Raw genomic sequence first — 18,662 nt, 5'->3', positions numbered from 1 at the left:
AGTACGCATACTTCTCCACGTTCATATGCGTCCCAGTAACGGCAAAAACCGCAGGGCCGAACGGTCCGGACGAACGGCTTCTTAGGCGACGAGCGCCAACCGGAGGTCGTGCACTCGAGTGACCGCGATCGGATCCTCCTCGCGGCGGTCGTCTTCGCGGTGCTGTTCTCGCAGCTGCTGCTCTACCCCGGCGTCGCGACGCTCGTCGAGACGCTCGGCGCCGAGGCGACAGCCTCGCCGTTCGCCGAGAGTCCGCTGGACGCGAGCATGTGGTTCCTGGTGAGCGAGTTCGCGGCCTACGTCGCCTTCGTCGGGGTCTGGGGGCTCGCAAGCGACGCGGTAGGCCGTCGTCGTCCGTTCATCGTCGCCGGCGCGCTGGCCGGCGCGGTCGGCTACGCCGCCCTCGCCGCCGCACCCCTCCTCGGTGGCGTCCCGTTCGAGGGCGTGCTCGTCCTTCGGCTCTTCCAGGGAGCGATGACGATCGGTGCGTTCTCACTGACGATGACGATGCTGATGGACCTCGAGGGCGGTCACGGCCGCAACATGGGCGCAGCCGGGATCGCGATCGGGCTCGGAGCCGCCCTCGGCGCTCCCGTTGGCGGACAGCTGACGGAACTCAACCCGCTGGCGCCGCTGGTCGTCGCGTCCGCCCTGCTCGTCTGTGTCGGCGCGCTGGTCTCGTTCGCCCCCGACAGAACCGGCGGGAGTCGACGATCCGCTCGAGCCCTCGTCGAGGGCGTCCGTCGGCGACCGACCCTGACGATCCCCTACGCGTTCGGGTTCGTCGATCGGCTGACGGCCGGCTTCTTCGCGCTCGTCGGAACCCTGTACTTCCAGGACGCGTTCGGGCTGGGCCCCGGGACGACCGGACTCATGCTTGCGTGTTTCTTTGCTCCCTTCGCCCTGCTACAGTACCCGATGGGTGTGCTCTCGGATCGGATCGGTCGAACGATTCCGATCGTCGTCGGTTCGCTGTGTTACGGGGTCGGCATCCTCGCGGTCGGCGCCGCGCCGACGGTCGCGACCGCCGCCGCCGCGATGGTCGCCGTCGGCGTCCTCGGCGCGCTGGTCTCGCCGGCGACGATGGCGCTGGTCACCGACATCGCACACGAGCGCGAGCGCGGAATTGCGATGGCCGGCTTCAACCTCGCCGGGAGCCTCGGCTTTCTCGGCGGATTCCTGATCGGCGGGACCATCGCCGGCAGCTACGGCTACGGCTCGGCGTTTCTCGCCGTCGGCGGCCTCGAAATCCTGATCGCACTCGTCGCCGTCCCGCTCTTCTTGCGACTGTCGGTCGATCGAAGCGAGCCGTTTCGTGCGAGCGACGGTAGCGACGACTGACGAACATCTTTGATTTCGAGCATAAATCAGTCCAGCCGATATTACCGTAAACCGTGGTATGAGACCCCATGGCGACGCTCGGATGGAGGGTTGCCATTTTTATGTACTCGGTTCCAACCCATCGGTGATGACACGAGATAACGGCATTTCGCGACGGACCGCGATGAAGGTCACGGGTGCTGCGGCTGCGACAACGCTCGTTGCAGGCTGTGGTGACAACGGCGACGACGACGAAAACGGCGACGACGACGAGAACGGCGAGAACGGCGCCAACGGCGACGGCGTCGAGATCGAGCCCGGCGAGCGCATCGTCCTCTACGGCGACTCCGCCGGCTGGGAGGGCGAGGAGCCCGAGGACATCGAAGGCGAGGAGAACCCCACGCTGATCCTCGAGGAAGGCGAGGAGTACGAGATCGGCTGGGAAGAGGGCGACGGTACGGCCCACAACATCGAGATCGTCGACGAGGACGACGACGTCGTCGACGACCTCGAGACCGACAACGACGAGGAAGGTGGCGACGACCAGTTCCTCGAGTTCGAGGCCAGCGACGAGATGTACGAGTACGTCTGCCGTCCCCACGAAAACGCGATGCGCGGCGCCTTCGAGATCGAGGAAGGCGAGAACGGCGCCGACGACGAGGAAGAGGATGACGAGGAGAACGGCGACGACGAAGAGAACGGTGTCGACGACGAGAACGGCGACGACGAGAACGGCGTCGACGATGAGGAGAACGGTGACGACGAAGAGAACGGTGTCGACGACGAGGACGACGACCTCGACGACGACGAGAACGGTGCTGACGACGAGGAAGACGACGACGAACTCCTCGACGACGAAGACGAAGACGACGAGTAACTCCCTCGTTCTCTCGCGCGACGATTCATCCATTTTTGCGGCACCGACGACGACGGAGCGGTAGCTCCCTCGAGCGACCGCACAGCGGTTCGAAGCACGACGGTCCGAACGTTGGCGTCGTCGGTCGTGCTCAGGTCTCGAGCGGCAACCGGCTACGGTCGTTTGTTTCGCTACTCGGCGTTTCTAACTAATATCGAGGACGACCGTCGGCACACCCGCAGAGTGGACTCCGTCTCCCGAGTCGATGCCGCCAGCGTTCGTGCCGGAAATTCGTTCCGTCTCAGTTACTAACATACACTGTTCTGCCCGTGTTCATAGCTAGCAATTCTCTCCGAATTCAGTACGTAGCACCACTCTACTTCCGAATATCAAAATACAAATCCCCCCAGGCCATTTCGTGTTAAAATGACTTCACAGCGAGATATCTTCCTCTTCGTTGCGCTCGCGGTCGCCTGGGGGACCGCCTTCGGCGCGGTCGAGGTCGGCCTGGAAACGCTGCCGCCGATCCTCTTCGCCGCGCTCCGACTCGACGGCGCGGTCCTCCTGTTCGTCGCGGCCATCGCCGCGCTCGGCTACGAGTGGCGACCGCGAACCAGGGCGGACTGGGTTACGATCATCATCTCCGGCGGACTCATCGTCGGCGGCCACTACGGGCTCATGTTCCTCGGTCAGTCGTACGTCTCGAGCGCGGTCGCGGCGATCGTGCTCAGCCTGACGCCGATCGTGACGCCCCCGCTCGCGCTGGCGTTGTTACCCCGTGAGCGGATCCGAGCGCCGGCAGTCGTCGGGCTCGGGCTCGGACTGGCCGGCGTCGTCATGATCGCGCTGTCGGGTGGCTCCCTCGACGGACAGGTCGTCGGCGTCGCCCTCCTGTTCGGCTCGGCGCTCGTGTTCGCGATCGGCTCGGTGCTAACCGAACGCACACGAGGGACGCTCCCGCTGCTCCCGCTCCAGACGTGGGCGATGGCCGTCGGCGCCGCCATGCTTCACACGCTGAGTTTCGCCCACCCCGGCGAGAGCGCGGCCGGACTCCGAGCCGCACTGACGGCCGAGACGGCCGCGGCACTTGCGTATCTCGCGGTCGTCTCCACCGCGGGCGGCTTCCTGGCGTACTTCGTCCTGCTCGAGCGCGTCGGCGCGAGCGAACTCAGCCTCGTCAACTACGCCTCGCCCGTCATCGCGGCGCTCGTCGGCTGGGCGCTGCTCGGCGAGACGATCACGCTCACGACGATCACCGGCTTCGCGCTGATCATCGCCGGCTTCGCGCTCTGTAAGATCGGCGCGCTCTGGAGGCTCGGTGCCCCCGTGGTCGGCTACGGGCCGACCCGGCCCGCGGCCGCGGCGGCCAGGGCCGGCGACATCGTCGTCGACGGCAACGTCTACGTCGCGGGTACCGACAGCTACGCCGGCCAGGCGCGGTCGGCGGACTGATCGGCGACGATCGACCGTTCGGCACACGACAAGACGTGTGCCGCGGCTCGAACGATCGGGCCAGATGACGACCGCTTTTGCTACCGTGCGCTCGTCGGTTCGGACGTCGGCGACGTCGGAACGGCCGTGTTCCTCCCGGCGTTCGGACTGATCGGCTGGTACTCTTCTACGCGAAGTTCGACCACGTCCTCGAGACGGTCGCCGGCGACGAGACGCGGGACTACGGCTGGGTCGACCAGTGAGACGATGCATCGGTAGCGTCGTCGAGACGACGAGCCCTCCCGTCCTGTGCCATCCACAACTACCATACCGCCTCGCGACCCAGTGAACCGTACTCAGGTGGTTACGTGACCGAAAAACGCGAATACGGAGACGACTATCCCGACAAGACGCTGTACATTCCCGGCCCGACCGAGGTGCGCGAGGACGTCCTCGAGGCGATGTGCGAGCCGATGTTCGGCCACCGCATGGACCGGATGACCGACCTCTACACGACGATCGTCGAGGACACGAGGGAGTTCCTCGGCACCGACAACGACGTCGTCGTTCTCACCGCTTCGGGAACCGAGTTCTGGGAGGCCTCGACGCTCAACCTCGTCGACGAGAACATCCTCGTCGCGACCTGCGGGAGCTTCAGCGAGCGCCACGCCAACGTCGCCGAGCGCCTCGGCAAGAACGTCGACCGACTCGAGTACGAGTGGGGGCAGGCGGTCAAGCCCGAGGATATCCGGGAGGCTCTCGAGGCGAGCGACACCGACTACGACGTCGTCGCCTGCGTGATGAACGAGTCCTCGACGGGCGTTCGGAACCCGATCGAGGAGATCGGCGACGTCGTCGCCGAGTATCCGGACACCTACTTCGTCGTCGACGCGGTGTCGTCGCTGGGCGGGGACTACGTCGATATCGACGAGCACAACGTCGACGTCATCTTCGCGTCCTCCCAGAAGGCGTTCGCGATGCCGCCCGGGCTGGCGATCTGTGCCGTCAGCGACGACGCCTACGAGCGCGAACTCGAGAAGGGGTCGGCCTCGTGGTACGGCGGCTTCCAGCGAACGATCGACTACTACGACCGGAAGGGCCAGACCCACTCCACGCCGGCGATTCCGATCATGCTCGCCTACCGCAAACAGATGAAACACATGCTCGAGGAGGGTCACGAGGCCCGCGACGAGCGACACCGCGAAATGGCCGAGTACACCCGCGAGTGGGCCCGCGACCACTTCGGGATGTTCCCCGAGGAGGGCTACGAGTCCCAGACGGTGAGCTGTATCGAGAACACGCAGGGGATCGACGTCGCCGAGACCATCGAAACCGTCAGCGAGAAGTACGATTTCGCCTTCTCGAACGGCTACGGCTCACAGCTCGGGGAGAAGACGTTCCGCATCGGCCATATGGGCGAACACGACGTCGGGAGCATCGAGGCGCTGACCGACGCCATCGAGGACGTCGCCGACCTCTAAGACGGACGTCCGTACGTCGGGTCCGAGATCGCGAGCCGTCCCGCGGGGGCTCCGGTACGCAGTCACAGCAGCCCGTCCGAATCGCCGGTCGCTCGTCGGCCACGTCACGATCGATCGACCGTTCTGATCCACGACCTCGTTTTCCACCCTCGTTTCGACTCGAGTTTGGAGACTCGAGTCTCTCGAGCGATCGCGCCGTTCGTCCGACGTCGATCGACCGAATCGGCGGTTCCACATGATCGTTCCGGCACGATTTGTAACTATTTCGAGATACAGAGAGAGGGTATCATGGTACTCGTTACGTGGTTCTGTAGGCCATCACGACACGAAATCACCGAATGTCACATGATAGCACATATCTAAAAGTACCAGAAGGGTGAAGGGTTATAAGCGTCGAGTGTGTACTTCGAACCGAAACCACTCATGACGCGATACTTCCATCCCCAGTCGGCCGCATCGACTCGAGAACGAACCGCGAGGTCGGGTTCGATCGGCGGCGGGCTCCTCTTCGTCCTCGCGGCGATGGGGCTGCTCGTCGCGATCAGCTACCCGCTAACCGTCGCTGCCGCCGTCGGCGCCGTTGCGGCCGCAGCACTGGTCTTCCGACTCGGAGCGCCGGCGCTGGCTCGCGAGCTCCACGGCCGGATGACCGAACTCGAGGTGCCCGGTATCGGCACCGTCGAAATCCGCGTCGACGCCCGATAACGCCGCTATTTTGCTGACTGTCGGTCCCGAAGAACGTAAGCGAAATGACGCCGTCGCTGTGACGCTCGAGGAGCACGCGAACGAAGCGCAAAAACGAACCTACTGGATGTGACCTTCGCGCCGGAGCTGATCGGCCTCGCTCTTCTCGTAGCGCCAGGTGATGTCGGCCTTCTCGTCCTGCCAGTCCCAGGGATCGACGAGGACGACGTCGTCCTCGCGGATCCAGATGCGCTTTTGCATCTTTCCGGGGATTCGTGCGGTCCGTTCGGTTCCGTCGGCACACCGTACCTTGACGCGGTTCGCTCCGAGCATGTTGGTCACGGTCGCGAACACCTCGTCGTCGTCGGGCATCCGAAGGTCGTTCCGACCGCCGTCACCGTCGTCGCTCATATCGCGGGCTTCGCGTTCGATCGGTTTAATCCTTTATCGATTTCCCGGTCGAATCGCCCCGGCTGTCGGTCTGTACCCGTGACGAACCACGTCGTTTATCTCTCTGCCCTGACCAGTCCAGCGTATGCTGAGGCATCTCGGTCCGCTCGGAATCGCCGGTATCGCGCTCTTGCTGGTCGGTCTCGCCGTTATCGCCTACGAGAGTCTCCTGGTCGCCGCGGGACTGGCGCTCATCCTCCTCGGGATCGGCCTGGCCGTAAAGGCGCTCGTCTCGAGCGTGTTCCGGCAGTTCGGCATGATGTGAACGGTCGGCTCATCGACCCCGCCTCGAGCCGGGGTGCGGTCATACCTCGTTGTCGCCCGCCCGATGTTCGCTGATGACCTGATCGACCATCTCCGCCTTCCGATCGCGGGTGCGCTCCTCGGCGCGGTCGTGCCAGTCGTCGATGGCGGCCTCGACGTCCTCCTCGCGGGCAACCGCGAGCTCGTCGACCTCCTGCATCGCGACGTCGTCGGCCGGACCGACCGGGATCTCGGCCTCGAAGAGGATCTCGTCGGCCACGTCGGAGAGCCCACCCTCCTTTAGCACGACTCGCGGGTCGAACCCCGCGAGCAGCTCCGCAGTCGAGCGACCCGCGCCGCTGGCATCCCGAAGGTGGACGACGTCGCCGGCGGCGATACCGTACTGCTCGTCGGCCTCGCGGATCGCTCCCTTGGTGAACTTCTCGACGACCTTGACCGGAACGAGCCCCTCCTTCTTCGCGGAGACATCGCTGAAGTTCGAGTGGTCAAGCTTCCAGAGCGCCTTCATGCGCTCGACTTTCCCCTCGAGCTCCTCGACTTCCGCGCGGGCCTCGTCGCGCTCGCGCTCGAGCCGGTCGGCCTTACGGTCGAGCCTCGAGACCTCCCGATCCCTGCGGACCTCCTTTCGCTCCTGGCGGCGGGCGCCGCTGAGGCTGTTCTCGAGTTCGTGGATGCGGTCGTCTTTCTCCTCGAGTCGGTCCTCGAGGGTGCCGACGTGGGACTGAAGCCGTTCGACCCGTTTCTTCAGGTCCTTGATCTCTCGTTCCTCCTCGGTCAGCTCGCGGGGCTCGTGCTCGGTCGACTCCTCCTCGCCGCCGTCGTCCTCGGTCAGGTCTGTCAGGACGGCCTCGACGCTCTCCTCGCCGGCGACGACCCGGGCCGTGACCTCGCCGCGGTCGATCCCCGGCGGGATCCGCTCGGCGATGCGCTCGAACTGGTCCTCGTGGGCGTCGACGGCGAACAGCGCGGCCGCCATCGCGTCGCGCTGGTGGTCGTCGTCGTAGGGCTGTTCGCGAGTCCGGTGTTGTTTCTCGTCGACCGGCAGATCGCTGTCGGGAACCCAGCCCGCGGCGTCGAAGCTCCGGCGGAACTTCTCGACCGTCTCGGGTATCGGCGTCACGTCCGCGGCCACGACGATCGGCCGACCCCGTTCGACGATCCACTCGATCACGTCCGCGGTGTCGCTCGTTCGCGAGCTCCAGACGTCCAGTACCTCGCCCTCGAGCGAGACGATCGCGGCTGCGGTCGTCGTCCCTGGATCGATGCCGACGACGACGTGGTCCCGGCGTTTGGCCAGCGGGCGGAACTCGATCCCGTCGCGGCGCTCGCGTTCGATCTCGACCCGGACGTCGCCCGCCCGGTTCCGCGAGACCGGAATGTCCTGCGGGCGGGCCTCGACGGTGAAGACGGCGTTTGCGAAGCCGCCGTAGGCCTCCCGGACGTCGCGCTCGAACTCGAGGTTCGCGTCCTCGAGTTCGGACTCGACCTCGCGGGCTCGCTTCTTGACCGAGCCGTGGATGCGACGGGTGAACCGGTCCTCGCTCCAGCCGCCGCTGCCGGTCGAGCGGCCCCTCGAGACCTTGACCGTCGTCGTATCGGTAAACGCCGAGACCTCGTGGCCGACGTTGTGGGCCGCCAGCCGAGCCGCGGCCTCGGCCTCCTTCATCGGCTGTTTGCCGTAGGGGATCCCGTGGCGTTTCGCGACGCGAGAGAGCGGCTCGGGCTGTTCGGCGCCCGTCACCTGAACGAGCTTCGTCCCGGCGGGCAGCGAACCCAGGAAGTGGATCAGCTGATCCTTGTCCGCCGCGAGCTCGTACATGTTGTCGGTGGCGACGATGGCCGGCTCCTCGTCGTCGATCAACCGTCTGAGTTTCCGGTGCGTGACGACGTCCCGGCTGACGTCCTCGCCGTCGTAGACGACCAGGGCGTACGACGGCGCGTCGCCGCGTACGTCGCCGCTCTGAACGTCGACGCCGAAGACGACCGCGTCGAGCGCACTCGTTCGCGTGCTCACGGCGGGCCATAGGGTCGACCCGGGTATAAATCCGACGCGGGGAACGGATCCTCAGGAGCTGTCGGGTTCCGGCGCGTCCGAGCGATATCGACGACGATCGGGAACGACACGGTCGTAGGCACGGGTTCCGACCGTTCGAAGGGGCGACACGCCCATCAGCCACGTGATGGGCGCCAGCAGCCGAAACTTCCCGATCAGTCGACGGAACGCCTCGTACCCCTCGGAGATCTCCCCGTCGTCTGAGAGGGTCAGTGCCGCGTCGCGATCGGCCAGCTCGGCGGGGGCGTCGGATCGCGGAACGAACCGAACCGAGTCGGTGCCGTCGAGGTGGGCGAAGGGGACGAGCACGCGGGCACACGCGTGACAGCGATCGTCGTACACAACCGTCGCCTCGTCGTCCGCGTCAGCCGCGAGTCGCCGATAGGCAAGATCCCAGGCGGCAAACAGCGAGAGGACGAGGATCATGTCGATGAAGTACAGCCCCAGGGTGAGGATCACCGAGACGTGGAACCCGATTATCCCGAGGATCGGAAGCGTCACCGAGAGGCCGAGAACCGCGGCGACGAACAGCGACACCTGAACCACGGCAGTGCCGACGAAGCCAACCCACGCCAGGAGCTCGTTTTCGACAAGCGGCATCCCCATAGGTCGCTCCACGCCGGCTATCTCGCGATTGAAGAGGATATCCCGCTGGAGTTCGGCACCCGAGAGCCAGATCTCGAGCGGGCCGTTCAGCGCCTTCCCCCAGGCCGAACCGACGTAGATGATCGCGACCGCGAGCAGTCCCCACTTGAGCGCGCGCATCCTGTAGACCCGGTTTCTCTCGTCGGTCAGGACGGCGTTCAGTTCCTCGAGCGAGCGGTCGCCGGTCCTGCGGAGCGCGTCGACCGACAGCCGGTCGTCCTCGGCGAACAGCGCGAACATGAGGATCAGGTACGAGCAGACGAACAGCGACTCGACGGTTCCGGCCAGGTAGATCGTCGCCTTGACCGAAAGCATGTGCATCAACAGGAGACTCGCGAGGCCGCCGGTCCAGCGGGTCCGGTAGCCGACGACGAACAGCACTAGCAACGCGGCGACGACCCACTGCTGGTAGGGCAACAGCGCAAAGAAGAGATCCTGGTGGAGGAAGCCGATCGTCTCGTCGACGTGGAAGTCCGGCCACTCCCCGTAGGCCGCCCACTCGAGCGAGAGCACGCGCCAGATGACGTACATCCCGAGCAACACGCGGACGACGGCGAGGTTGAGCGGCGAGGCACGGCCGTCGTCGGCGACGTAGTTGACGAACGCGCTCATCGGCTCTCCTCGTGTTCGGTGACGGTTCCGTCGGTCGGATCGATCGTCACCCGAGGTCGCTCCTCGTTCGATTCGACCGCCGTGTTGTCGTCGCTGTAGATCACCGTGCGCTCGTAGATCCGGATCGCCTCGAACGACTCGTAGCCCTCGAGCTCCGCGGCGGTCCATGCGCGGTCGTCGACGTACCGCGGCGGCTGCAGCCGATCGGTGACCGACCGGTCGCCGGACTCGACCGCCTGCCGGTGTTCCTTGGCGTTTTCGAGGTAGAACTCGCCCATCTCGAGGCGCTGGTCGTCGGTGTACTCGTCGGCCATCTGACCGGCGACCGTCGACGTTCGGGTACCCGTCGTCGGCGGCGTCGAGCGGTCGTCGAACCAGAGTTCCTCGCCCGACGCGTCGACCATCCGAATCTCGTAGTAGGTCTCTTCCTCCTCGGACGGTTGAGCGAACTTGTGCATGTCGACGACCGGAAGCAGCGGCATACCGACCAGCGTGACGGCCAGCAGCGTCGTAAAGAACCCCGCGAGCCAGACCTCTCGAGCGTATCGACGGCGAGCGAACGCGAGGATTCCGACCGTCCCCAGAAAGAACAGCACGTACACGGCGGGGAAGAGCACGGCCGTGACGTTAGATAACGCACCCAACAGGACGGATCACTGTAGCGTTCTATCGGAACGAAATATATAGGTTTTCTGGGGACTGACGCCCTGTTACGTGAATTTTAGAGGGAGGAGAGATAACGAAAGTTCGGTAGCGGTAGGTATTTGGACGCGACGGCCATCGATCGGTTCGATGGAGTACACGACGCTCGGCTCGACCGGGACGACCGTGAGCAAGATCTGTCTCGGCTGTATGAGCTTCGGCAGCGGTCAGGACTGGATGTTGGACGAGGAGGAGGGACGGGAACTCCTCGAGCAGGCGATCGACCTGGGGATCAACTTCTTCGACACGGCGAACGTCTACTCGGCGGGCGAGAGCGAGGCGATCCTCGGCGACGTGCTGGCCGACTACGACCGCGACGAGTTCGTCGTCGCCTCGAAGGTCCGGTTTCCGGGCGCGAACGACCACCGAAACGCCGAGGGGCTCTCACGGAAGACGATCGAGCAGGAGCTCGAAGCCTCCCTCGACCGTCTCGGGCTGGACACCCTCGACCTCTACCAGATCCACCGCTGGGATTACGACACGCCGATCGAGACGACGATGCGCGCGCTCGACGACGCCGTCCGCCGCGGGCAGGTCCGTCACCTCGGGGCGTCCTCGATGTGGGCCCACCAGTTCCTCGAGGCCCGGCGGGTGAGCGAACGGGAGGGACTGGCCCCGTTCGAGACCATGCAAAACCTCTACCACCTGGCCTACCGCGAGGAGGAACGCGAGATGTTCCCCGTTTGCCGGAAGTACGACGTCGCCACGATGCCCTGGAGCCCCCTCGGCGCTGGCTACCTCGCCCGACCACACGAGGAGTTTCGGACGACGACGCGGGCAGACCACGAGGTCGAGAACGCGGGCGTCCCCTACCACGAGTTCCCGGCAAGCGAGGCGATCAACGAACGGGTGGGAGAACTCGCCGACGACCGCGGCGTCACGATGGCCCAGATTGCGCTGGCCTGGCAGTTCGAGAACGACAATACGACCGCGCCGATCGTCGGCACCTCGAGCGTCAAGCACCTGGAGGAGGCCGTGGAGGCGCTCGAGATTTCGCTCTCCGACTCGGACGTCGAGTACCTCGAGGAGCCGTACGAGCCGGTGCCGGTCTACGGGCACGACTGAATCGACACCCCCGATGGCACCCCGCCGGTCGCAGTCAGCGGGACGGCTCGTTCGGTCCGCCGTCCGCTGCGAGTCGTTTCGCCTGGATCTCTTCGACGTACGCGAGGAAGTTATCGAACAGCCGTTTTGCCTCGCAGGCCGCGTCGTAGTTTCCGGCGTCGATCCCCTCGAGAACCGCGTCGATACGCTCCTCGGTGAGTTGATCGGACTTTCCCGCGGTGACCGATTCGGCCATCTCCATGTCGTACTCCGGATGGAACTGCACGGCGAAGACGCGATCCTTTCGGAAACCGTGGATCCCGTACTCGTTTCTCGCGAACACCGTCGCACCCGGCGGCTCCTCGCAGACGTGGTCGGAGTGGGTAGTAAAGACAGTCATCGTTCGGTCGACGCCCTCGAGAAGGCGATTCGCACCGTCCTGTTCGACCGTCCGGTACCCGATCTCGTACTCGCCCATGGCTTTGACGCGGCCGCCCATCACGTCCGCGAGGAGCTGGTGCCCGTAACAGACGCCGAGCGCCGGCAACCCGGCCCGGATCGCATCGCCAGTCCAGGTCTTCAGCCGGCCGATCCACTCCCGGTCCCAGTAGACCGACGCTCGCGAACCGGTGACAACGAACCCGTCGTAGCGGAAGTCGTCGGGAAACTCGCCGGACGGGCAGTGAAACTCCGTCAGCTCGGCGTCGAGCTCCCGGCGGAAGTTTCGTCGTGTATCGGTCGCCTCGTGAGCCGCGTTCAACAGTGCGAGTTGTATCTCTCCCATCCGTTCTCACCGGGAGTTGGGCCGAAACGAACTCTCGTCCCTGCTCGGATGCGCTTGCCCGTCGCTCGCCGTCGAAGGAGCGCCCCGAGACAAATCCTGCTCGAGGCGGTCCGCATACCGGAGGCGGAGCGCCCGCGCCTCGGAGCTCGTCGGCTCCGCCACCGAGAGGAGTTCGGACGAGAGCGGGTCGTACGCCGCCACGTCAAACCCCATCCGTTCCAGATACGATCGGACCGGACCAGACGACAGCCCGTCCCGGATGGCGGCGTCGACGTACGATTCCAGCGCCTCGAACTCCGGAAGAACGACCGAGTCGTTCCTCACGTGGCCGGTCTCTCCCTCGATACGGACGCCGACGTCGGTAGCGTGCTCGACGATATCGGTGATTTCGTCGGCGAGTCGAACGACCTGACTCGGAAGGGCGGTGTCGGGTGAGCGCCACTCGACCGTCGAGAACCGATCGCGAAGTTTGACCGGCGTCCAGGCTGTTCCCTCCGGCTCGAAGTGGGACTGGACGTACTCCCGGTCGAAACCGGCGATCACGGCCTCGGTCAGGAACGCCTCGTAGCAGCGGTCGACGCGCCTCGCCCACGCTTCCCTGTCGGGAACGTACGGCCACAGCTCCCCCTGATTGGGGAGGGCAGCGTAGGCCAGCCGACGATACAGCTGCGATCTCGCATCGGTGGCCAGCTTCGTCCCGCGAAAGAACGGCGAGGAGTTGACCAGCGCCAGCGCGGGATCGAGTGCGACGAGCGTGTTCAACTGGTCGATTTCGCGTCCGGGCTGCTGTTCGATATGAACGTGTGTTCCGGCACAGTGTCGGACGTACTCGAAGTTCTCGCCGAGGACGCGGTCCTGAATCCTCGTGCGCTCGTTCGGACGGTCCTCGATCGGACCGCAGTGTATCGGAGTGGCAAGCGGGACGAGCCGCTTGCCTCGGTCCTCGGCCCGACGGAGAACGCGACCCAGCCGACCGAACAGCTCGTCGCGGAGTTCGTCCGTCGACTCACACGGGGTCGTCTTGATCTCGAGCAGCGGCGCGACGAACTCCCGTTCGACGCCCGGGGATGCGTCGAGGAGGTCTCCGGGTTCGGTCAGTCGGCCGCGCTCGTCGATCACCCAGTACTCGATCTCGACGCTTCGTCGGATCGGTCCGCCCTCGTTCGTGGATTCGGTTTCGGTATCGAGTGGGACAGCCATCTCTCAACCCTGGAAGAGGCGTCTCGTTCGATCGCCGCGTCGCATCGGTCGGTGCTGCATCCAGGTAGCCGAGCCCAGACCGATCGAACCGTCCGCTCCGTCTCTTAGCCAGCGGCAAATCGGCGGGCCGGCACCCCGGTCAGGACGTCTGTGCGTACTTCTCACATGCTCGAGAACTGATCCTGCGTAATAACCGTTGTGTACACACAGTATAGATATGCCTTATACATTGATCTAATGGCCAGTTTTCCCAGACAAAGTCGGCACTTTCACGGTTGTCCGCTGCGTTACTCCACTACTTACAATAGTCAGAGGCCACACAGAACGGGCCGCGGCACCAGAAGCCGTTCAGGAGGAGGTCGTCTCGACGGTCCAGCCGGGATCCCGTCCCGTGCGCTTGATCCGATCGGATCGGCAGGCCGGACAGTAGTCCGGCGTCGAGACTTCGCTTCGGGGAACGTAGACCGCGCCGCTGCACTCCACGCAGGCCTCGGGTGCGACCGTTGTGCAGTCCGCACAGACGTTGAAATCGTCGACCGTGAGTCCGCGCAGGGTCTCGAGTTGTTTGTCCAGGGTGTACTCGTCGATGACCGCCTGACAGTTCTGACACGGTTGCATATCGATACCCTTGTCACTGTGTAACAGTACCACAAAGCTTTGTCGGCTGATCGCAGGACGGGACGGTTCCCGACGGCCAGCTCCGCTCAGACGTCCGGGTACTCGAGTTCGAGCGTCTCGCCGTCGTCAGGGACGAAGACTTCGCCCGAGAAGACCTCGCGGGCCTCCTCGAGGTGAGCCGAAACGTCGCCGGCGTACCGCGACGAGAGGTGCATCAGCGCCAGCCGCTTCGCGCCGGCCCTATTGGCGATCTCGGCGGCCTGACGCGCCGTCGAGTGGGCGGTGTCGGCGGCGCGGTCGGCGCGGTCGTCCGCGAACGTCGCGTCGTGGATCAGCAGGTCGGGATCGTCGGCGGCCTCGATCGTCGCAGCCGTCGGTCGGGTGTCGCCGGTGTAGACGATGGCGCGACCGGGGCGGGGGTCGCCGACGACCTGTTCGGGGTCGACGACGGTGCCGTCCTCGAGCTCGACGGATTCGCCCTCGTGGAGTCTCGAGAACTTCGGTCCGACGGGAACGCCGAGCTCCTCGGCGCGCTCGCGGTCGAATCGTCCCTTGCGGTCGTCCTCGACGAGCGCGTAGCCGACCGACCGAGTGTCGTGGTCGGTCGCGAACGCTCGCACCTCGAACTCGTCGGCACGGTAGGCGACGTCGCCGTCTCCGACCTCGCTGATCCGCACGGGAAACGAGGGGCGGTTGCCGAGTGCATGGACCAGCGACTCGAGTTCGCGTCGGGTACCTCGGGGGCCGTGGATCGCCAGGGCGTCCTCGCGGTCGTTGAAGTCCATCGTCTGGATCAGGCCGGGAATCCCCAGGACGTGATCTCCGTGGAGGTGCGTGACGAAGATGTGGGCGATCGAAAACCCCGTCCCGAATCGCATCATCTGGCGCTGGGTCCCCTCGGCGGCGTCGAACAGCAGCCCCTCGCCCTCGCGGGCGACGAAGATCCCGCTCGGATTCCGCTCGGTCGTCGGAACGGCCCCGCCGGTCCCCAGAAACGTCACGCGCAGTGGCATCACTGCGTGTTCGACGCGCTGAGACTAAACCGCCTTCGGATCCAACGCCAACCGATTCGTACGCGAACGGCGATCGGACCGTTCCGGCGCGGCGAACGGACTGTGCGTTTTACGTTCCTGTAGCTCTAACGTGTCGAACAACACCATCCCCAAATGAGTTCGAGACCGACGTTCGGAACTATCAAACGAGTTGCCGCCATCCTGATTGCGATCACAGTGGTCCTCGCGGCCGGTATCGTCGTTGGTCAGGCCCCCGTCATCTTCGGCGTCGACGACGATCCATCGGCCTCGATCGCGTTCGAGGATCAGGAGAGCGACGGCGTGAGCGTCACTATCGACGAGGTTACGCTCTCGGACGGCGGCTTCGTCGTCATCACCGGCGCGGGCGACGAATCACTCGCCATCTCGACGTACCTCGAGGACGGAACGCACGAAAACGTCACCGTCGAGAGCGAGGAGAACGAGACCGATCTCGTCGGTCAGTTGACCGCAACGGTCCATCAGGATACCACCGGCGACGAGACGTTCACGTACTACGAGACCGAGGGCGAGGAGGACCAGCCCTACCTCGATGACGGCTACCCGGTTAGCGACACCGCATCGGTGACCCCGGACGACGAGGAGGCGGTCTCGGACTCGTTCGTCGTCGAATCGATGACCGCGCCAGAGTCGGCGACGACCAACGAGACGATCGGAGTCGTCGCGGAGGTTCGAAACCCGACGGAGTTCGACCAGCAACAGGTCGTCGAGTTCCGGCTGAACGGAACCGTCCTCGAGCGGCAGATCCTCGAGCTCGACGGCGGCGAGGACCGCGAGATCAGCTTCGAGGTCGACCTGAGCGGGACGCCGCCCGGAACCCAGTCGATCGGCGTCTACACCGACGACGACGGCGAGGTCGGCGAGATCGACCTCGAGTTCCACACCGATCCGTCGGTTGCGGTCGTCGACGCCGATACCGACGGGGTGACCGTCGACGTCGCCACGCCCGAGGACGGGTTCGTGGCGATCGAGGACGACGACGAGGTGCTCGGAACCAGCGACGAACTCGAGGCCGGCGAACACGAGAACGTCAGCGTCGCGTTCGACGACGACGTCAGCGTCGACGAAGACGACGAGCTCACGGCCGTCGTCTACGAGGGCGAGCCCGACGACGTCGACTCGGCGGAGCCGCTCGAGCACGACGGCGAACCAGTCGAGGAGACGTTCACTATCGCCGACGTCGAAGCCGAAGACGAGTCGGACGACGAGGATGACGACGATGATACCGAGGACGACAGCGACGACGAGGACGACAGCGACGACGAGGACGACGGCGACGACGAGTAACACGGCGTCCAACCGACCGATTCTTACCGCCCTCTCCCCTACCGACGAGCGATGGACGCGCCGCTGTGGACCGACACCCACGCCCCGGAGCTGGCCGAGTTGCCACAGGACGACGCTCGCGAGTACCTAGAGCGAGCCGTCGAGGAGCCGCTGAACCTCGTCCTGCAGGGACCGCCCGGCAGCGGTAAGACCGCAGCGGCGCGCGCGCTCGCTCGAGAAGCGCACGAGGACCCCGACAACGACCTGGTCGAGATCAACGTCGCCGACTTCTTCGGGCGAACCAAGACGGAGATCAAGAACGACCCTCGCTTCGCCTCCTTTCTGACCGGTCGGTCGTCGATGTCCAAACGCGACATGATCAACCGCGTGCTCAAGGAGTCCGCGAGCTACGCACCAGTCACCGGCGAGTACAAGACGATTCTGCTCGACAACGCCGAGGACGTCCGCGAGGACTTCCAGCAGGCGCTTCGCCGGATCATGGAACAACACCACCGGACGACACAGTTTATCATCGCAACCCGCCAGCCGACGAAGCTCATCCCACCGATTCGCTCGCGGTGTTTTCCCGTCTCGGTGCGGGCGCCGACCAGCGAGGAGACCGTCGCGGTGCTGGAACGGATCGTCGACGCGGAGGGGGTCGACTACGACGACGAGGGCCTCGAGTTCGTCGCCGGCTACGCGAACGGCAACCTGCGACAGGCGATCCTCGCAGCCCAGACGACCGTCGAGGACGCGGGCGAGCTGACGATGAGCGCAGCCTACGAGACGATCGGCGAGGTCGGCCTCGAGGACGAGGTCGAGGGGATGCTTGACGACGCCGAACGCGGCGACTTCACGGACGCGCGGAAGACCCTGGACGACCTGCTCGTCGACGAGGGACTCGACGGCGAGGAAGTACTGGATCTCGTTCTCGAGATCGCACGAAAACGCTACCAGGGCGAGAAGCTCGCCCGTACCCACCGACTCGCCGCCGACGTCGAGTTCGAGATGCACGAGGGAACGAGCGACCGGATCCACGTCTCGCACCTGCTCGCAGAACTGGGACGGGACGCCTGATCAGTCGGCCTCCCGGTCTCGTGCCTGGCGCTCGAGTTCGGCCATCGCGTCCGGTTTGATCACGTACAGGAGTCCGACAAGCAGACAGATCGCTCCCGCAACGAACGGGTTCCGTCGTCCCGTCGCCTCCCAGTGTCCAGCGGTATACAGTCCGATAATTCCGATGCCGACGGCCGAAACGACGACGCCGAAGACCCGTCCCGAGAGGGAGATAAAGCGCGAGAGGATCAGTGCGAGCGCGAGCAGGGCCCCGGCACCGAACCCGACGACGAGCTCGCGGTCCAGCCACTGGCTGTCTGGCGCGAACGCCGCCAGGATCCCGACGGTGATGGCGAGACAGGCAAGCAATGCCAGCCCGGACAGCGCGTTTCGATCGCGCCACCGCGTCTTCGAGACGTAGAGATAGCCGAGCAAGAGACACAGGACGGCGATTCCGCCGACTCCCTGCAGCGCCGCTCGAGTCGACGTCGCGCCCTCGAGGGTTCGGTAGGTCATCCCGAGGACGATTACCGCGACCAGCCCGTAACACAGGAACCGAAACCAGCGGGGCCACGGCGGAGCCGGTGTTCCGCGATCCATACGGACTGACCCAATGGAACTGTCAAAAATGTGCCTGTAGCGTCCCGTTTCGGACGGGTTTATTCGTCCCGTCGCGTACCCCTCGAGCATGCCGACACTGCTCGACACTCGCATCGAGAACCGGTTCCGTGTCCAGCCGAACCACGCGAACAACAACAACACGCTGCACGGCGGAAACCTGATGAAGTGGCTCGACGAGATCGGCGCGATGTCGGCGATGCGCTTCGCGGGCGAAACCTGCGTCACTGCGCGCGTAAACGAACTCGATTTCAAGCGCCCGATCAGGATCGGCGACATCGCGCTGGTCGAGGCCTACGTCTACGACGCGGGCCGCACGAGCGTCCACGTCGCGTTGCGGGCCTGGCGCGAGGAACCGCGCACCGGCGAGGTCGAGAAGACGACCGAGTCCTCCTTTACGTTCGTCGCGATCGATAGCGAGGGGAAGTCGGTGCCGGTCCCTGAACTCTCCGTCGAGAGCGAGAAGGGCAAGCAGTTGCAAGAACGAGCGCTGAAAGCCGACTGAATCGGTCCAGTGGTGAGTCAC

The 18,662-nt window shown here is 65.3% G+C and carries 19 protein-coding genes; 10 read left to right on the top strand and 9 right to left on the bottom strand.

All coding sequences use genetic code 11. From position 1 onward, the window contains the following. Nucleotides 1–108 precede the first annotated feature (108 nt). The 5 genes from C491_RS07640 to C491_RS07620 all read left to right on the top strand — a co-directional run bounded on the left by C491_RS07640 (nt 109) and on the right by C491_RS07620 (nt 5,793). Nucleotides 109–1,341, top strand: coding sequence for an MFS transporter (locus C491_RS07640; RefSeq protein ID WP_005554995.1), 1,233 nt, complete (start codon nt 109–111; stop codon nt 1,339–1,341). Nucleotides 1,342–1,468: 127 nt separating this feature from the next. Beyond that, nucleotides 1,469–2,197 carry a twin-arginine translocation signal domain-containing protein gene (locus C491_RS07635; protein ID WP_049891573.1) on the top strand — a complete coding sequence of 243 codons (729 nt, stop codon included), beginning with the start codon at nt 1,469–1,471 and terminating at the stop codon, nt 2,195–2,197. 405 nt (nt 2,198–2,602) lie between these two features. Next, nucleotides 2,603–3,628, top strand: coding sequence for a DMT family transporter (locus tag C491_RS07630; protein ID WP_005554993.1), 1,026 nt, complete (start codon nt 2,603–2,605; stop codon nt 3,626–3,628). 347 nt (nt 3,629–3,975) lie between these two features. Continuing rightward, nucleotides 3,976–5,088 carry a pyridoxal-phosphate-dependent aminotransferase family protein gene (locus tag C491_RS07625; RefSeq protein ID WP_005554992.1) on the top strand — a complete coding sequence of 371 codons (1,113 nt, stop codon included), beginning with the start codon at nt 3,976–3,978 and terminating at the stop codon, nt 5,086–5,088. A gap of 423 nt (nt 5,089–5,511) precedes the next feature. Further along, entirely contained in the window at nt 5,512–5,793 is a 282-nt protein-coding gene (locus tag C491_RS07620; RefSeq protein WP_005554991.1) for a hypothetical protein, read from the top strand. A gap of 99 nt (nt 5,794–5,892) precedes the next feature. Here C491_RS07620 and eif1A read toward each other — a convergent pair whose 3' ends face one another. Beyond that, the gene (eif1A, locus tag C491_RS07615; protein ID WP_005554990.1) at nt 5,893–6,183 is read right to left on the bottom strand and encodes a translation initiation factor eIF-1A; all 291 of its coding nucleotides are present in this window, start codon (nt 6,181–6,183) and stop codon (nt 5,893–5,895) included. A 124-nt stretch (nt 6,184–6,307) separates the two neighbouring features. Between eif1A and C491_RS07610 the strand changes: the two genes are divergently transcribed. Then, the gene (locus tag C491_RS07610) at nt 6,308–6,487 is read left to right on the top strand and encodes a DUF7470 family protein (protein WP_005554989.1); all 180 of its coding nucleotides are present in this window, start codon (nt 6,308–6,310) and stop codon (nt 6,485–6,487) included. A 39-nt stretch (nt 6,488–6,526) separates the two neighbouring features. Here the strand turns inward: C491_RS07610 and C491_RS07605 are convergent, their stop codons facing one another. Genes C491_RS07605 through C491_RS07595 form a run of 3 tightly spaced genes read right to left on the bottom strand, consistent with a single transcriptional unit; the run spans nt 6,527 to nt 10,413 of the window. Then, entirely contained in the window at nt 6,527–8,500 is a 1,974-nt protein-coding gene (locus tag C491_RS07605) for a DUF460 domain-containing protein (protein ID WP_005554988.1), read from the bottom strand. Nucleotides 8,501–8,551: 51 nt separating this feature from the next. After that, the gene (locus C491_RS07600) at nt 8,552–9,796 is read right to left on the bottom strand and encodes a DCC1-like thiol-disulfide oxidoreductase family protein (protein ID WP_005554987.1); all 1,245 of its coding nucleotides are present in this window, start codon (nt 9,794–9,796) and stop codon (nt 8,552–8,554) included. After that, nucleotides 9,793–10,413 carry a hypothetical protein gene (locus C491_RS07595; protein ID WP_005554986.1) on the bottom strand — a complete coding sequence of 207 codons (621 nt, stop codon included), beginning with the start codon at nt 10,411–10,413 and terminating at the stop codon, nt 9,793–9,795. The genes C491_RS07600 and C491_RS07595 overlap by 4 nt, the downstream gene beginning before the upstream one ends. 175 nt (nt 10,414–10,588) lie before the next feature. Here C491_RS07595 and C491_RS07590 point away from each other — a divergent pair, with 175 nt between their 5' ends. Next, nucleotides 10,589–11,563 carry an aldo/keto reductase gene (locus C491_RS07590; RefSeq protein ID WP_005554984.1) on the top strand — a complete coding sequence of 325 codons (975 nt, stop codon included), beginning with the start codon at nt 10,589–10,591 and terminating at the stop codon, nt 11,561–11,563. A gap of 34 nt (nt 11,564–11,597) precedes the next feature. Here the strand turns inward: C491_RS07590 and C491_RS07585 are convergent, their stop codons facing one another. The 4 genes from C491_RS07585 to rnz form a co-directional block, all read right to left on the bottom strand. Next, on the bottom strand, nt 11,598–12,326 hold the full coding sequence (locus tag C491_RS07585) for a type 1 glutamine amidotransferase (RefSeq protein WP_005554983.1): 729 nt from the start codon (nt 12,324–12,326) through the stop codon (nt 11,598–11,600). Nucleotides 12,327–12,332: 6 nt separating this feature from the next. Then, complete coding sequence (locus tag C491_RS07580) at nt 12,333–13,526, bottom strand: glutamate-cysteine ligase family protein (protein ID WP_005554981.1); 1,194 nt, start codon at nt 13,524–13,526, stop codon at nt 12,333–12,335. A 348-nt stretch (nt 13,527–13,874) separates the two neighbouring features. Beyond that, nucleotides 13,875–14,144, bottom strand: coding sequence for a DUF7571 family protein (locus C491_RS07575; RefSeq protein ID WP_005554980.1), 270 nt, complete (start codon nt 14,142–14,144; stop codon nt 13,875–13,877). An 86-nt stretch (nt 14,145–14,230) separates the two neighbouring features. Then, nucleotides 14,231–15,157, bottom strand: coding sequence for a ribonuclease Z (rnz, locus tag C491_RS07570; RefSeq protein WP_005554979.1), 927 nt, complete (start codon nt 15,155–15,157; stop codon nt 14,231–14,233). Nucleotides 15,158–15,310: 153 nt separating this feature from the next. On the opposite strand from rnz, the gene C491_RS07565 reads away from it, so the two are divergent. Continuing rightward, nucleotides 15,311–16,483 carry a DUF7282 domain-containing protein gene (locus C491_RS07565; RefSeq protein ID WP_005554978.1) on the top strand — a complete coding sequence of 391 codons (1,173 nt, stop codon included), beginning with the start codon at nt 15,311–15,313 and terminating at the stop codon, nt 16,481–16,483. A 51-nt stretch (nt 16,484–16,534) separates the two neighbouring features. Further along, nucleotides 16,535–17,539: an AAA family ATPase gene (locus C491_RS07560; protein ID WP_005554977.1), complete on the top strand. Its 1,005-nt coding sequence runs from the start codon at nt 16,535–16,537 to the stop codon at nt 17,537–17,539. Here the strand turns inward: C491_RS07560 and C491_RS07555 are convergent, their stop codons facing one another. Beyond that, nucleotides 17,540–18,118, bottom strand: coding sequence for a hypothetical protein (locus C491_RS07555; protein WP_005554976.1), 579 nt, complete (start codon nt 18,116–18,118; stop codon nt 17,540–17,542). An 88-nt stretch (nt 18,119–18,206) separates the two neighbouring features. On the opposite strand from C491_RS07555, the gene C491_RS07550 reads away from it, so the two are divergent. After that, entirely contained in the window at nt 18,207–18,641 is a 435-nt protein-coding gene (locus tag C491_RS07550; protein ID WP_005554975.1) for an acyl-CoA thioesterase, read from the top strand. Nucleotides 18,642–18,662: the final 21 nt, after the last annotated feature.

Origin of the sequence: Natronococcus amylolyticus DSM 10524, from assembly GCF_000337675.1 — an archaeon.
Lineage (GTDB): Archaea > Halobacteriota > Halobacteria > Halobacteriales > Natrialbaceae > Natronococcus > Natronococcus amylolyticus.
The sequence above is the reverse complement of the archived record's forward strand: the minus strand, read 5'-3'. Positions and strand labels throughout refer to the sequence as shown.